The sequence below is a fragment of the Paenibacillus lentimorbus NRRL B-30488 genome (genome assembly GCF_000411595.1).
GTDB classification, from domain to species: domain Bacteria; phylum Bacillota; class Bacilli; order Bacillales; family Bacillaceae; genus Bacillus; species Bacillus velezensis.
In genome coordinates, this window is record NZ_ANAT01000040.1 from 33,454 (window position 1) to 49,043 (window position 15,590).

The window sequence follows — 15,590 nt, forward strand, 5'->3', positions numbered from 1 at the left end:
ATCACTCCGGTCCTGCCAATTCGTCATAAATCCGTTCATACTGACTGACGATTCTTTGCGAAGAAAAGGCGGTCTCCACCATTTTCAGAGCATGATCAGTCAATCGTTTGCTGAGCTGTTTATCTTCTAAAACAGCAAGCGCTTTTTCAGATGCCGCCTGAATATCGCCGACTTCCACCAGAAAACCGCTTACTTGATCTTTAATCACTTCGGGGATGCCGCCGATATTTGTTCCGATGCACGGCACGCCGCAGGCCATCGCCTCAAGGAGGACGAGTCCGAAACTTTCTTTTTCAGACAGAAGAAGCTTAAGATCGCTGATGGAATACAGCTCTTCCACCCTGTCCTGATTTCCGAGGAGCAGCACTTGATCCTGCAGTCCGTATTTTTCGACAAGCTGCCAAGCGACGCACTTTTCCGGCCCGTCACCGACAAGCAGGAGCTTCGCCTTTGTGTTGGCTGCGATATTACGGAAAACGCGGATGACATCTTTAACACGTTTTACTTTTCTGAAGTTCGAAACATGGATGACGACCTTTTCATCCGGCAAAATACCATGTTTCTCTTTTATACTCTCTGTATTTTTCTTAAGATAAACACGTTCATCAATAAAGTTGTAGATGGTCTCAATTTTTTTATCCGGCTTAATTAAGTCATATGTTTCTCCGGCAAGCGCGGTTGATACCGCCGTCACTCTGTCGGACGCTTCGATGGCAAAACGGATTAAATCTTTTAATGACGGATCATATCCTAAAACGGTGATGTCCGTACCGTGAAGCGTCGTCACGATGCCGATGTCACGCTTGAGCATCTGCTTGGCGAGATAAGCGCATACCGCATGCGGCAGCGCATAATGCGCGTGAATGATATCAAGATTTTCCCTCGCGGCCACCTCGGCGATTTTGCTCGCCAGCGTAAGGTCATAAGGCGGATATTTAAATACCGCGTATTGGTTGACTTCCACCTCATGAAAATGAATATTCGGATGATATGTATTTAATCTGAACGGGATGCTTGATGTGATGAAATGAACCTGGTGCCCTTTTTCCGCAAGCAGCTTGCCGAGTTCCGTCGCAATAATACCCGAGCCTCCGACACTCGGGTAGCATGTAATCCCTATTTTTAATGGTCTCATTGTCCGCCCCCAAAAACATCATCATTCAAAACGGGAAGCTGTTTTGAAAAGAAGCCTTCAGCATACCCCGTCCCGGCTTCTTTGCCATACAGTCTTTCCCGCGCTTCCACCATTTCGATATAACCGTTGGTCAGCGGTGTGTTCACTGACTGCGCCGTAGGAATAAACTGGCTTTGATAGGCGTGCAGGCTTTCTTTTTTCAGATCGATGGTTTCCGTTATGTCGATTACAAAGTCCGGACGGTGAAACCCGTTGATCATATAATAGTATACGCGCTGAGCCTTATGAGCCGGCAGTTCCTGATGATCTCTGTATTTATGAATTCCCGCCGAGAACACCGCCTCTTCGACCAAAGCCGCCGCATTGCCGTGGTCAGGATGGCGGTCTTTCGGATAAGGCATGAAAACGGTTTTCGGCCGGCAGGCTCTGATGACACTGACAATCCGGCGGATGCCGTCCTCACTTTTCAAAAGCCCGCGGTCGGGAAGCGTAAGCTGGATTCTCTCTTTTACGCCGAGAATTCGTGCCGCCTCTGCCGCTTCTTCTTTTCTTATCCCTACCGTTCCGTTAGATGATAGTTCGGCCTCGGTCAAATCGCATATCACCGCGGTTTTCCCTTGAGCCGTAAATTTTGCGATCGTGCCGCCCATACCGATCTCGACATCATCACTATGGGCGCCGAACGCCAGGATATCAACGTGTTCAGACATTCGGCTCTCCTCCGCGCACAAGATTGCGGAAATCAAATGCCCCGCCGTCCAGCGTCCGGACGAGGATTTCCGCTGTTCCCATATTTGTGGCGAGCGGGATCGCGTATACGTCACACAGCCGGATCAGCGCCGAGACATCCGGTTCGTGAGGCTGCGCAGTTAACGGATCGCGCAGAAAAATGACGAGATCCAGGGCGTTTGCCGCAATCAATGCGCCGATTTGCTGATCTCCGCCGAGCGGGCCGGATTGAAAACGTTCAACGGACAATCCGGTCGCTTCCTGGATTTTTAAGCCTGTCGTACCCGTCGCGTATAACTCATGATGGCTCAATATATCTTTATATGCGGTCGTAAACTGAACCATATCCTGCTTTTTTTTATCGTGAGCAATCAAAGCAATTTTCATTGATGTTCTCCCCCTTGCCGATTCAGTCGATAATATTTTCGAGTCCGTATACAAGCTGGTCGATTTTCATCACTTGCTCCACTGACAGCTTCACTCCTGACATAAAGGAAGCCCGGTTATAGGAGTCATGGCGCAGTTTCAGCGTCTGGCCGTCCATGCCGAACATGACTTCCTGGTGGGCGATAAGGCCCGGCAGACGCACGCTGTGAAGGCGGATGCCGTTTAATTCAGCACCGCGGGCGCCCGGCAGAATTTCTTTTTCATCAGGATGGCCCTGCTGCTTTTCTGTACGGACGCTTGAAATCATTTCCGCTGTTTTCAGCGCCGTTCCGCTCGGGGCATCCAGCTTTTGATCATGATGAAGCTCAATGATTTCTACATCTTCAAAATAGTTGGCGGCCATTTGTGAGAACTTCATCATCAGCACCGCGCCCAATGCAAAATTCGGAGCGATGATAGCGCCGATTCCTTTTTCTTCAGTCAAGCCTTGAAGCTCCTCTAAATCCGCTTCAGAAAATCCGGTCGTTCCCACAACGGGGCGTACGCCGTGTTCAAGAGCGGCTTTCGTATGTTTTTTGCCGATTTCAGGCGTTGTCAAATCGATCAGCACATCCGGTTTTGTTTCTTGGAAACATGCGCGGATATCCGTATAAATAAGTGCGTCTGAATCAGCTGACATCACTTCCCGCAATGTTTGCTGATCGTATGTATGGTCAATGGCGCCGACAAGCTCAAAATGAGGCGTGCGGACGGCAAGTTTTACGGCCTCCTGGCCCATTCTGCCTCTCGGTCCGGCAATGACGACTTTAATGGTTTCATTTGACATGGTTTCTCCTACTTTCCTTCTTCTTTTCTAGTCCAGCGGTCTTTATCACGTGTATTAAATTTATGCATGACGCGGTTATGAGCTTCCTCCAATGAAATATCAAGGGAGTTGGCGAGGCAGATCAGGACGAACAGCACATCGCCCATTTCCTCTTCCATGCTTTTCTCATTTTCCGTCGTTTTCTTCGGCTTTTCCCCATAATAATGGTTGACTTCTCTTGCAAGTTCGCCCAGTTCTTCCGTGAGACGGGCCATCATGGCAAGCGGGCTGAAATAGCCTTCTTTGAATTGGCCGATATATTCATCGACCTCAGCTTGTAAGTCTTTCATCGTTTTGTCACTCACTGTGCGAATACCTCCTGTCATCTCTTCCATGTTAGCTAATTCAAGTACATTTGACAAATGTTAAAAACGGCAGTTTGCTGTTTTCTTTTGTATCCACTATAATATTTACGCAATCTTATGGAAGGAAAAGGGGTTTGATGCAATGCTTGGAGAAATCAGAATCAAAAACATTTGCTTTATTTTAATCGGCGCCGCTGTTTTTTCATTCGGACTGGTTCACTTTAATATGCAGAACAATTTGGCGGAAGGCGGATTTACCGGCATTACGCTGCTTTTATATGCGTTATTCCACATCAGCCCTTCTATTTCCAACCTGGTATTAAACATTCCTATCTTTTTCATCGGCTGGCGTATGCTCGGCCGGACGATGTTTGTCTATACCCTGATCGGCACCGTCTCTCTTTCCGTTTTTCTGAGTGTTTTTCAGCGCTACGAAATTCATATGCCGCTGTCGCATGATTTAGCGCTGGCCGCCTTGTTCGCCGGTGTTTTTATCGGCGCGGGTCTCGGCATTATTTTTAAATACGGCGGCACGACGGGCGGGGTCGATATCATCGCCAGGCTGATCAACAAATTTTTCGGAATCCCGATGGGCCGGACGATGTTTGCCTTTGACGCCTGTGTCATTCTGCTTTCTTTGTTTACGTATCTTTCTTACAAGGAAGCGATGTACACGCTTGTAGCCGTTTTTGTCGCTGCGAGATTGATTGATTTTATACAGGAAGGCGGCTATGCCGCAAAAGGGGCAACGATTATTTCTTCGAAAAACGATTTGATCCAGCAAAAAATCATTGAAGAGATGGAGCGCGGCGTCACCGTTTTAAAAGGACAGGGATCATATACAAAAGAAGACAGGGACGTTCTTTACTGCGTCGTTCCGAAAAACGAAATTGTGCTTTTGAAAAGCGTCATCACTTCCGTTGACCCGCACGCCTTTGTTGCAGTAAGCGACGTCCATGATGTGCTCGGCGAAGGATTTACGCTTGATGAAAATAAAAATCCGATCAGACGATAATAAAAAGGCGGCTTTTGCCGCCTTTACTGTTCGTGTTTCCATTTGACAACCGGTGATTTTTTCTTTTTCAATCGGCGGGCGAATGCCGGACTGACATTGAGCGTCTGCTCGACGAAGCGCTGCGGCGTCAGTGCCAGCCATTGATTTAAGGAGACGTCTTCGAAACGGTCGCTTTTGAAGATTTCCAGAAAGCGAAGCACGGTGTCACCGGTATTCTGAACATAATGTCCCATTGCAAAAGGAACATATCCTACGTCACCCGCTTGATAGTTAAATGTCCGCGCTCTTCCCTCCGCCGCAAACACCGTCATTTTCGCTTCTCCTGAAAGATAATACTGCCACTCGTCCGTATTGGGATGCCAATGCAATTCTCTCATGCCTCCGGGTTCGACCTCCACAAGAGCTGCGGCAATCGTTTTTGACACCTTAAACGTTTTTGAATCGACAATCTTTACTCTTCCCCCGCCGGTAACAAGAGGCTCCTGCCGGGAAAGCTTGTAGCTGAACGGCTCCAAAACGGGGCCTTCCGGGGAAGAAACTGCTGCCCGCTCAATAGGGGGAGGCGGTTCCAGCTGGAACATGTAACGCTCTTTCTTGTGAATGTAAGCCAGCTCATAACCCGGAACACCGAAGTTCGCCTCCAGCACGCTGCGCGGGGTATGGGCAAACCAGTCCGTTACTGAAAAGGTGCTGTTTTCTGAAAAAGAGCCGTCATCAAAGACGAGCAAAAACTCACTTCCCTGCTCTAATCCTTGAATGGAATGAGGAATGCCGGAAGGAAAATACCACAGGTCCCCTTCACTTACGTTATCAATAAAATTCCGCCCATTTTGATCGACCGCAGTTAAACGTACTCCTCCGTTAATCACATATCCCCATTCGGCTTCTTTATGCCAATGAAGCTCCCGCACAGCTCCCGGTTTCAGCCTCATGTTCACCGCCGCGATGTTTTTGGATACCGGCAGTTCCCTGACCGTCACCTCTCTGGACCATCCGCCGTCTTCAAGCCTCATATGCGTATCAGAAAATGAGAATTTCAAGTTTTGAACCGTTCCTGAATCCGTTGAAGGCGGAACGAGCATGTCAGGATTCTGGAAGTCACGCGCGAGGTTTCGCGGTCCTTCGTCAGTCGCCCCTTTTCTGCCTCTGATCGGCTGCGGGAGGTGTTTTGAAGCCAATTGCTGGATGAGTTTTTTCACTGGCTTAGCTCCTTTACAGCAATTTGTGTTTATTTAGACTTAGGATACTCACGCTTTTTCTCTTTCTTTTTTTCCGCTCTGTATTTTCGGTAGCCGACATATGTCAGCGCAGTAATAATGATACCGCCTGTTGTCAGAATGACCCAGAGCAGCGAAGGGTCAGCGTCATCCCGCTCCACCTTGTCAAAAACCCGCTTTAAATCCTGCTGCAGGAGCGTCAGACGCTCAAGCTTTGTTCCTTTTGTCATCTGCTGAAACCCTTCCTGCTCAATCACCTCGATATGTTTCGCCACCGTATCAAGCTGGCCGGCCGACACATCCATTGTCAGGCTGGGATAAATTAAATCATATAATGATATAAATTCATTCCACTTTTCATTGAAATTTTCACTTCCGTTTCCGCTGACATCTTCTTTTAAGGCGCTGAATGTCGCCATAATCGGTCTTTCAAGCGAACCCCACAGCGGATCGGAGTGGTCTTCCATCGCATCCATTACCAACCTGAACTGGGCGGCTGCACGGATTTTTTCGGTATCTGAGGCGTCTGCCTGTTTCAGGACGCGCACTAAATCATTAAAGCCCAGAGTCACCTGCCTGACTTCGGCGCCGCTCAGTGAGTTTACGTGTGTCATTTTTTCTTAAAGTAGCCAAGCACTTGCAGAGCCTCATCATACTGCGAATGCCGCGTCATTTGGAAAACGGTATCCGAAAGGTCGTTCAGTTCCTTGAGACCGCCCTCATCTTCAGCTTTGGCAGTTGTGATGAAACACATAAGAGCAAGTAAAAGACAGATCGTCAGCTTTCGTTTCATAGAGGTCCCTCCCACTCCTTCTCTTTACAGAATATGAGGAGCGGGACAAGGTTAGACCAAGATTCTATCAGTGTAAGTCAAGCTTTATCCGTCTTTTGGAAATCACCAAATAGTATGCAAGGCCGAGTGAAAATATGCTCAGCCAGAATGTAGCATACCCGACCTCTTGCATATAGTCATTGAGCATTGAGTAGCGGGGCATCATGCCGAAAAGATAATCAATGACGTCATTATGAAGCGTCCAAACAGCGGCAACGGCAAGATGCCATAACCGGAACCGAAAATACGGGCTGTATAAAACGCCTTGAACGGCCATGGCAAAATGTGAAGCAATCAGCATGTACCCTTCCCAAGGCATCTGCCCCATTTTGACCAGCACAAAGACATTCATTCCGACCGCCCACAGCCCGTATTTTACAAGGGTTACAAGAGCCAGCGCTTCAAACAGCGGCGCGTTTCTTCCCATGAGAAATGCCAGAAGCACGAACAGGAAGAAAAACGTCGCCGTCGGGCTGTCAGGCACAAATATCAGAAATCGGAACGGCGTGTCCGCAAGCTGCGGCACATACCAATAATAGCCGTACACCGTACCGATAAAATTAACGGCAAGAACAAGCAGAAGCATGCCGCGCAACCCTAAAAGATAAGAAATCCACCTCATACCATCAACTCTCAGTCCGTAAAAAGTATGTATCATGCAAAAAAAAGCTGACATCCGGTCAGCTCTTTTCATAAAAGTATATCCTGCTGTTGTCTACTTCACAATACGTTATTTCGCTGTCGTTTCAGAAATGAACTTCGCCAGCTGATCAAGCTGTTTGTCATTCCCTTTAAAAATACCGGCTGGCATCTGCCCTTTCCCTTTGACGGCGATTTTTTTAATTTCTTCCGGGCTCAGCCCGTTATCGACCAGGGACGGACCGGCGCCTCCCCCTTGAAGATTATCCCCGTGACAGGAAATACAGCCTTGTTCTTTAAATACCTTATAACCGTCTGATTCAGTATCAATGGCGGCTTCTTTTTAATTTTCCCTTGCTCCTCCGCCTTCGCCCAGTCATGTGTCGCGACTGACTGCCACGTTAAAAAGACCGTAGCGCAAAGCGCCAAAAGCATCATCCCGACGGCAACCGGACGCTTCCACGGCCTTCTTTCAGACCCCCTGTCGAGAAACGGAGCCAAAAGCAGCGACCCGAAGGCAAGCCCCGGTATAATCATCGCTCCGATAACGGTGTAGCTCCCTGCGGCATATTCATATTTTAAAAGCTGGTATAAAAATAGAAAATACCAATCCGGCAGCGGAATATACCCTGTATCCGTCGGGTCCGCCACCCGTTCCAAAGGCGGCTCGTGCACAATCGTTAAAACGAGAAATCCGACGAGGAAAACGGCTCCGACCATCCATTCTTTCAGCAGGAAGTTCGGCCAAAACGCCTCTGTCTTTCCAGGATACTCTGAATAGTCTTTCGGTATATTCGGTTTTTTTTCAGCCGGTATCCTTGAATCTCCTACAAACTTCATTCCTTTCCCCCGGTGCATGTCATCCCCTCCCTTTTATATCAGATTTGTATTAAAGCGGTCCTGAAATTCCCTGCTTGCGGATCATGACAAAGTGGGCGCCCATGAGCGCAAACAAAGCGGCAGGGAGAAAAAATACGTGAATCGCAAAAAATCTCGTCAGCGTTTGGGCGCCGACAATATCGTGGTGGCCGGCAAGAAGAGTTTTCACCTGCGCTCCGATCAATGGCGTCGCCTCCGCAATCTGAAGACCTACCTTTGTCGCAAACAGCGCCTTCATATCCCACGGAAGCAGATACCCTGTAAAACCGAGACCGAGCATCACAAAAAAGATCAGAACACCGACGATCCAGTTCAATTCCCGAGGCTTTTTATAAGCTCCCTGAAAGAAAACCCGCAGCGTATGTAAAAACATCATCACGATGACTAAACTTGCGCCCCAATGGTGCATACCCCTTACAATCTGCCCGAAAGCGACTTCATTCTGCAAATAATACACAGATTCCCACGCGTTTTTATATCCGGCACATAATACATCGTTAAAAACATCCCGGAGAGCACTTGGATAACGGTTACAAAAAACGTCAAACCGCCGAAACAATAGACAAAAGCCGAGAAATGGTGAGCGGGATTTACATGTTCCGGCACTTCATGGTCGGCGATATCCCGCCACATCGGCGTAATATCGAGACGTTCATCCACCCAGTCATAAATTTTATTCAGCATGTCACCCTTCCCCCCTAGGCTTTGCTTTTCCAAGATACAAAAAGCCGTCCTTTACTTTTTGCTCATAACGGTCAAGAGGCGCGAGCGGCGGCGTGCCCGGAACGTTCGTGCCGTCTTTTTCATACAGACCGTAATGGCAGGGACAAAAGAATTTGTTCGGATTTTTAGGATCATTGTTCCAGTTTACGGTGCAACCCAAATGCTTGCAGATCGGAGAAAGCGCTATAATTTCATCCCCATGCTTGTAAACCCAGGCTGATCTGGATTCTTCCGATTCGTACCAGGCGTCGACTTGATGAATTTTAAAGTCAAACCGCTTCGGCTCCTTCGTCAGCTCATCCACACTGACAACCTGCACCATTTTTTGATCTCCCGTCGGTTTTAATACCGGATCCAGCGCAAAACGGACCATAGGCATAAGCGCACTGGCGGCCATAAATCCCCCCACGCCGGTGAGCGCATAGTTTAAAAATTGTCTTCTTGATATATCTTGTTTTCCTCCCATCTCTTCCCCCCCTAAAGATTGACCAAAAATTAACTAAAATAGAAAATAATTCTGAGATTTGACACCCTCATAATATATGAATCTTTCAGCAAGGTCAACAGAGGCAAAACGGGTGTTTTGTAGGATGCCTGGAGTTTTTAAGAATTGTTCCACTTCTGTAACAAAACGTTCAAAATTTCTCCGCACTTGTCATCCGCTATTTTTCTCTTTAAAGAGTCTTTCATATGTTCAAACGGGACGGCAGGTATGTATATGACATCAGACCCTATTTCAGAATCCTTCCATTTTTCGTCTGCCGTCAGGAACAAGGCGTGCCGGAAGTTGGTCATCACCTCTTCTTTGAGTTTTTGAAGCAGGGCGATTTGTGATTGGTCTATATCAACATATGTATAAGAGGGGAATAAATATACCCGTCCCTTCAATTGGCGCTCAAGCTCTTCAGAAAGCAATTGGGTGCTTTCCCCCTGTTCAACGGCCTCTTTTAAGCCTCCTGAAGACGTTATGGAAATTAACGGAATGACAGCGGTATCAATGTAATCCACAGATTGTAAATAGGCATCGGCATCAGCGGCCCTCCATCTCATGTCTCGTTCCTCCTCTTTACGCAACAAGCCTTGCATATTCTGCAAGGCTGTCATTTATGTGAGCTGATTCAATTGGCGGGAAAGCTTTTCAAATGTTTCTTTGTCGTGGCGGTCCAGCGCCTCGTCGATATCTTTAAGCAGCTTTTCCCGCTGGAAAGTGGAAATGGCATGTTCTAATATTTTTTCAGCCATCCCCTGATCCTGTTTATTTTCAAACAGGTCTTTCGGCAGATGCGGATTTGATTCAAGAACAGCGGCATATTCCGGTGAGCTGTAGGCCGAACGGAAATTCAGCTGGATAAATAAATCCTGCTGTTTATTTAACCGGATGTCGTGAAAAGATTTTTCCGCGTCCGTAGTCATGACATTTTCTTTGTAAAACCTAAACGGCACCTCATCAACGCAATGAGTAGACATGATAATGCCTCTCGGGCAAAATTCGGCTTGTTCTACAAAATGGACTTTTTCCATTAATGAATCATGACTCATTAAATAATTTAAAATCCAGACGCACTCCCGGCGTTTAAGCTGATAATGATTTAAAAACCAACGGATAAAATCCTTTTTTTCATTGACAGAAACAGGGGTCTGCATGTAATTCCCTCCTCTATCGATCGTATAATCTGACATCACTTATACATTCAGCAAGCATGGTCCAAAATCCTGCTTATCTTAAAAATTCATCCTCTATCCGTAAGATTGTTTCTTCAAGCTCTTCGTTTGTTCCATCCATTGAAAGCACTTGTTTTAAAAGCGGCAGCGCTTCTTTCTGGAGACCCTCTTCCAATAAGAAGTGAGCGTATTCATATAAGAAATCCCGATCATCCTGATAATGGAGATACGCAGCTTCGAAGCTTTTTTTCGCTTCAGCGTATTGCTCAAGGCCTGTATAGGCCCCCGCCAAATACCAATTGTATTTCGGATCTTCTTCCCCGTAGCCGCGGACCTCCTGAATCAGATCAATAATCTCTTCAAAGCTTTCTTCTTTATGATAGACGGCTAAAAGCGTATGGAGCGCTTCCACGTAACCCGGATCGAGCGCCAGCGCTTCCTGAAGAAGCTTTTTGCCTTCCTCTTCGCTGCCGAGCTTTAACGCCATTTTCGCCGCATAGAGAAAAAGCTCTTTATTGTATTCATCGTAAGTAATACCTTCTTTAGCGGTTTTAATGCATCTTCATACATGCCTTCTGCCTCGTAGCTTTTTGCAAGCGGCATATAAAGTGATGAATAGGAAGGATCGAGCCCTTTTAAATCAGACAGCTGCTTGATGGCTGTTTTGACCATTCCCGCTTGATAGGCTGTGAACCCGTACCCGAAAATCGTATTCGGTTCTGTATGTTCTGCCGCCGCTTTTTCATACCATGAAATCGCTTCCTCAAATTCACCCGCCGCGCTCAATGACTCAGCCAGCCTCTGATGAACATTTACGCCGCCGATTTCGTGCCGTTCTTTTGCCGTCTCTTCATAGTAAGGAACGGCTTTTGCGTATGATCCCTGAGTGAAGTATAATTCCCCCAGAGCGAAATCAATAACTGGTTCATCTTGTAACATCGCTTTCGCCTGTAACAGCTTTTGCTCACTTACTTCAAATAAGCCCTGCATCTGATACAGATCAGCCATTAAAAGAAGGCTTTCCGCGTAAGACGGATCTTCCGGAGAAATCGTCTCCAGCACCTCAAGAGCTTTTTCTTCTTCATCAATATCTATTAACAATTCGGCGTAAAAATTCGTCAGCTCAGACTCATCCGGATAAAGGTCATGCAGATCACTGATCAGCGCTAACGCTTTTTCGGCGTTTCCCCATTCATAGTAGAGCTGGGCTGCAATGGCTTTGTCTTCGTCATGAAGCTCTGTTTCAGCTTTTGAAAGCGCTTTGAGTCCCTTTTCGGTTTCACCTGCTTCAACTAATTTTATGGCTTCTTGAATCAATGTATTCAAATCAGACCGGTCCTTTCTTTTCCTATACCTCATCAACCAAATGAAAAGGGTTTTTATTCGGGTTATTCTTATCATAATTCAGACAGGGCCTGCCCGCAAATAAGATGCTTCACCCGGCATTATAGTTTATCAGAAAATGGTTAAGAGGAAAACGGCAAAAAAGGGGACGGCATCTTTATACGCAAACAGCGCAATTTGTTCCGGCTGTTTCTGTAACGAAAACGCATTCCCCCTTTCTGTTATTTTTCTGTTTAAGACAAGCTATGTCAAAGCCCAAGATTTTATGACACATGAAGAAAAAAGCCCGAAGAACAGTCTTCAGGCTTTTTTGGCTAATTGATCTAAATGCTCAAAAAATGTCGGATATGAGACATGGATCGCCTCTGTATCACGGATGTCAATCGGCTCTTCTGTCAGGCATGAAGCGATACCGAGCATCATGCCGATGCGGTGGTCGCCGTGGCTTGACACATCGGCTCCGCCCGCAAGCGTTTTTTTGCCGTGTATTTTCATGCCGTCTTCAGTCGGTTCAATGTCTGCGCCGATTTTCCGGAGCTCTGATACGACGGTGTCGATCCGGTTCGTTTCCTTCACCTTCAGCTCCGCAGCGTCTTTAATGACAGTTGTGCCTTCAGCCTGCGTTGCCAAAAGGGCGATAATCGGGATCTCGTCAATTAAACGGGGAATGATTTCTCCGCCGATTTCTGCCGCTTTCAGAGCTGAGGTTTCAATAACCAGGTCTCCGTAAGGCTCTGCGCTGTCCGCTTCTGAAGGAATCACTTCAAGTGAAGCCCCCATTTGCTTTAAGACATCAATCATCCCCGTGCGTGTCGGGTTCAGGCCGACGTTTTTCAGCACAATCCGGCTTCCGGGAACGACAGCGCCTGCCGCGAGGAAAAAGGCCGCTGAAGAAATATCGCCAGGCACGAAAATATCGGCTCCCCGAAGCTTCTGACCGCCCGTTACGGAAGCGCTCGTCTCCGTTTCCGCAAGCTCGGCGCCAAAAGCGTTCAGCATCCGTTCCGTATGGTCTCTTGATTTATGAGGCTCAGTGACGGTCGTCATCCCTTCAGCCTGCAATCCGGCAAGCAGCACGGCAGATTTGATCTGCGCGCTTGCAACAGGGGAGACGTAATCTATGCCTTTCAATTGTCCGCCTCTTACGGATAAAGGCGTAAACCCTCCGTCCGCTCTTCCGTCAATCGCGGCTCCCATCTGTTTTAAAGGCTCCGTCACCCTCTTCATCGGGCGCTTTGCAATGCTTTCGTCACCCGCTACCGTACTGTGAAATGGGCGTCCGGCTAAAATGCCGAGCATCAGGCGGATGGTCGTGCCGGAATTTCCGACATCAAGAAGGCTGTCAGGCTCACAAAGTGCGTCAATGCCCTTTCCGTATATCGTTACATCACTTCCGTTTTGTTCAATGGAGACACCCATTTTTCTGAAGCAGGCAATGGTGCTCAGACAATCGGCTCCGGGCAAAAAGTTTTTTACCGTTGTCGTTCCTTCCGCAAGCGCTCCGAACATAACAGAACGGTGGGAGATGGATTTATCCCCCGGAATATGAATTTCACCGTTTAAAGACGTCACTTTTTCTCTTTTCAATGTTTTCCACCTCAGTCAGCGTAAAATGTGTCATATTTGGCGCGGGATTGAATGCAGGTTTCCGCGCGCTTCCGGTCATCATCAGTCTGGAAACTGATTCTGAGAATTCCGTTAATATCTTCTCTTGTTTCGATAATGCGGATGTTGGTGATACTGATTTTTTCTTCTGCCAGTATCGCCGTAATTTCCGAAATGACCCCCGGATGATCGGGAACATCGACATAAAGGTCATAAAAGGACGGGATCGCTCCTTTTTGACGGAGCGGCAGACCGTCGCGATAATCTTTCGCTTTTTTAAAATATCCGAACAGGCTGTCCGCATCTTCATTTTCTACATAAGATTCGATCGTGTCAATCTCCCGTTTCCATTCTTTGAAGCGGTCAAGCAGTTTATCTTTGTTATGAAGAAGTATGTCCCTCCACATCGCCGGACTGCTTGAGGCGATTCTGGTGATGTCCCGAAAACCGCCGGCTGCGAAACGCTTCAAAAACGGATAATCTTCTTCAGAATGATGAGCCTGATGGACGAGGCTTGCAGCAACGATATGAGGGAAATGGCTGATAACGCTCGTTACGCCGTCATGCTCCTCGGGAGTCATCTCCACAAAGTGGGCGTTTGCCGCTTTCAAGAGTTCCTTCAGATGCGTTACTGACTCTTTAGAAGTTGATTTTCCGGGTGTTAAAATGTAAAACGCATTTTCGAATAAAAATTCTTTCGCGGCAGCGGCCCCGGATTTATGAGATCCCGCCATCGGATGGCCGCCGACAAATTGATAGTGAGCTGGAAGCACTTTGTCGGCGTAGCTGACGACTTTCTGTTTCGTGCTGCCCACATCCGTAATCAGGAGTTCATGGGTGATGTCTGATGCGGCCAGCATATCGAGCATTTTCAGCGTTTGGGCGACAGGCGTGGCGATAATGACAACAGACGCTTGCTGCGCCCCTTCCGTCAATGAGCCGGCCCGCTCGTCAATAATTCCGAGCTTCAGCGCGGCAGTGAGCTGTTCTTCCGAAATATCCACACCGATAATCCGTTTATGCGGATGCTCCTTTTTGATGGCCAGTGCGATCGATCCGCCGATCAGTCCGATCCCCGCAAGCAATATAGTATCCTTCATTTCACTCATTTCCTTTTTCATCTATTTTAATAGAGCAAAGAGGTGATGCTTGATCACCTCTTATAATATTTCAGCTAAAATTGTGAGAATTTCCTCATTCTGCTCTTTCGTACCGACCGTAATCCTTAACGCTGTCGGAAATCCGAGCGCCTGTCCTGAGCGGACGATATATCCTTTTTCCAACAGGGCTTGGAACAGTTCATCCGCCGGGCGGTTAAAATCAATGAGCACAAAGTTGGTTTGTGAAGGATAACAAGTTAATCCGTGAGTTTCCGCAAAATCATAATACTGCTTAAGGCCGGCTTTATTTTTCTCGACGCATTCCTGAATAAATGTCTGGTCGTCAAGCGCTGCCAGTGCCGAAGCCTGACCGATTCTGCTCGTATTGAACGGCTCTCTCGCCGGTTCAATCTGGCGGATCAGCGCTTCGTCCGCAATGCCGTATCCGACGCGCAGCGCGGCAAGTCCGTACGCTTTAGAGAAGGTGCGGAGGATCATGACATTCGGATATTGCTTTAAAAGCGGAATGCTTTCTGGGTAATCTTCCGCCGTAACATACTCGTAGTACGCTTCATCAAGGACAACGAGTATATGCTCGGGAACTCTGTTTAAAAAGGCAATTAGTTCTTGCTCAGAAGTATATGTCCCTGTCGGATTATTGGGGTTGCATACCCATATGACTTTCGTCTCGCCGTCAATTGCTTCCAGCATCCGGTCCAAATCATGAGCGCCGTCACTGCGGAGCGGCACCTCGCGCACCTCAGCGCCTTCAATCACCGCATTGTGTCTGTATTGCGGGAAAGTCGGGGCGGCGGTAATCGTGTTTGCCTGATCATTTAATAAAGAACGGCAGATAATCTGCACTAGCTCATCAGAGCCGTTGCCGAAAATGATCGAAGATTCACTGACCTGCAGATGCTCACTGAGCCGCGTTCTCAAAGCGGCACTGTAACCGTCGGGATACAGCGCGAGCTGCTCAATCTCCCGATGCAGCGCATCTTTAGCGGCCTGTGAACAGCCGAACGGATTTTCGTTAGAAGCGAGTTTTACTACTTTTTCAAGCCCGTATTCCATTTTCACTTCTTCTATTGGTTTGCCCGGCTGATACGGTTTCAGCTGCCGCAGCTGTTCTTTAATCTGCAAATCCAGTCAC

At 47.6% G+C, this 15,590-nt stretch carries 14 protein-coding genes and 4 pseudogenes; 1 reads left to right on the top strand and 17 read right to left on the bottom strand.

The genetic code is table 11. From position 1 onward, the window contains the following. Position 1: 1 nt before the first annotated feature. The 5 genes from bshA to D368_RS17680 are packed head-to-tail and all read right to left on the bottom strand — an operon-like array spanning position 2 to position 3,421. Positions 2-1,135: an N-acetyl-alpha-D-glucosaminyl L-malate synthase BshA gene (bshA, locus tag D368_RS17660; protein ID WP_020955989.1), complete on the bottom strand. Its 1,134-nt coding sequence runs from the start codon at positions 1,133-1,135 to the stop codon at positions 2-4. Then, the gene (gene bshB1, locus D368_RS17665) at positions 1,132-1,845 is read right to left on the bottom strand and encodes a bacillithiol biosynthesis deacetylase BshB1 (RefSeq protein WP_003153501.1); all 714 of its coding nucleotides are present in this window, start codon (positions 1,843-1,845) and stop codon (positions 1,132-1,134) included. Before bshB1 ends, bshA begins: the two co-directional genes overlap by 4 nt. Then, entirely contained in the window at positions 1,838-2,251 is a 414-nt protein-coding gene (gene mgsA, locus D368_RS17670) for a methylglyoxal synthase (protein WP_003153499.1), read from the bottom strand. Before mgsA ends, bshB1 begins: the two co-directional genes overlap by 8 nt. Before the next feature lie 22 nt (positions 2,252-2,273). Then, the gene (gene dapB / locus D368_RS17675) at positions 2,274-3,077 is read right to left on the bottom strand and encodes a 4-hydroxy-tetrahydrodipicolinate reductase (protein ID WP_071391699.1); all 804 of its coding nucleotides are present in this window, start codon (positions 3,075-3,077) and stop codon (positions 2,274-2,276) included. 8 nt (positions 3,078-3,085) lie between these two features. Continuing rightward, the gene (locus D368_RS17680) at positions 3,086-3,421 is read right to left on the bottom strand and encodes a nucleotide pyrophosphohydrolase (protein ID WP_003153495.1); all 336 of its coding nucleotides are present in this window, start codon (positions 3,419-3,421) and stop codon (positions 3,086-3,088) included. Positions 3,422-3,563: 142 nt separating this feature from the next. Between D368_RS17680 and D368_RS17685 the strand changes: the two genes are divergently transcribed. Then, entirely contained in the window at positions 3,564-4,436 is an 873-nt protein-coding gene (locus D368_RS17685) for a YitT family protein (protein WP_003153493.1), read from the top strand. A gap of 23 nt (positions 4,437-4,459) precedes the next feature. On the opposite strand, the gene D368_RS17690 is transcribed toward D368_RS17685, so the two are convergent. From D368_RS17690 to hisC, 12 genes and pseudogenes are all read right to left on the bottom strand, one after another. Further along, entirely contained in the window at positions 4,460-5,635 is a 1,176-nt protein-coding gene (locus tag D368_RS17690) for an oxalate decarboxylase family bicupin (protein ID WP_101562226.1), read from the bottom strand. Between the two features lie 29 nt (positions 5,636-5,664). After that, positions 5,665-6,446 (bottom strand): annotated as a pseudogene (gene ypjB, locus D368_RS17695) (sporulation protein YpjB). 67 nt (positions 6,447-6,513) lie between these two features. Next, a complete protein-coding gene (gene lhaT, locus D368_RS17700) occupies positions 6,514-7,107 on the bottom strand; it encodes a lipoprotein heptaprenylglyceryl N-acetyltransferase LhaT (RefSeq protein ID WP_199445938.1) in 594 nt (197 codons plus the stop codon). Positions 7,108-7,215: 108 nt separating this feature from the next. Further along, positions 7,216-7,982, bottom strand: a pseudogene (locus tag D368_RS17705) (c-type cytochrome). A gap of 31 nt (positions 7,983-8,013) precedes the next feature. Further along, positions 8,014-8,687, bottom strand: a pseudogene (qcrB, locus tag D368_RS17710) (menaquinol-cytochrome c reductase cytochrome b subunit). Position 8,688: 1 nt separating this feature from the next. Then, positions 8,689-9,192, bottom strand: a complete 504-nt coding sequence (locus tag D368_RS17715) for a Rieske (2Fe-2S) protein (protein WP_003153484.1) — start codon at positions 9,190-9,192, stop codon at positions 8,689-8,691. Between the two features lie 137 nt (positions 9,193-9,329). Continuing rightward, complete coding sequence (locus tag D368_RS17720) at positions 9,330-9,776, bottom strand: YpiF family protein (RefSeq protein ID WP_088461050.1); 447 nt, start codon at positions 9,774-9,776, stop codon at positions 9,330-9,332. 54 nt (positions 9,777-9,830) lie between these two features. Further along, the gene (locus tag D368_RS17725; RefSeq protein ID WP_003153482.1) at positions 9,831-10,370 is read right to left on the bottom strand and encodes a ReoY family proteolytic degradation factor; all 540 of its coding nucleotides are present in this window, start codon (positions 10,368-10,370) and stop codon (positions 9,831-9,833) included. A gap of 73 nt (positions 10,371-10,443) precedes the next feature. Beyond that, positions 10,444-11,714: pseudogene (locus D368_RS17730) on the bottom strand (tetratricopeptide repeat protein). A 318-nt stretch (positions 11,715-12,032) separates the two neighbouring features. After that, positions 12,033-13,319: a 3-phosphoshikimate 1-carboxyvinyltransferase gene (aroA, locus tag D368_RS17735; RefSeq protein WP_071391695.1), complete on the bottom strand. Its 1,287-nt coding sequence runs from the start codon at positions 13,317-13,319 to the stop codon at positions 12,033-12,035. Between the two features lie 11 nt (positions 13,320-13,330). Beyond that, positions 13,331-14,446: a prephenate dehydrogenase gene (locus D368_RS17740; RefSeq protein ID WP_071392574.1), complete on the bottom strand. Its 1,116-nt coding sequence runs from the start codon at positions 14,444-14,446 to the stop codon at positions 13,331-13,333. Positions 14,447-14,497: 51 nt separating this feature from the next. Beyond that, positions 14,498-15,580 carry a histidinol-phosphate transaminase gene (gene hisC, locus D368_RS17745; RefSeq protein WP_071391694.1) on the bottom strand — a complete coding sequence of 361 codons (1,083 nt, stop codon included), beginning with the start codon at positions 15,578-15,580 and terminating at the stop codon, positions 14,498-14,500. Between the last annotated feature and the right edge of the window lie 10 nt (positions 15,581-15,590).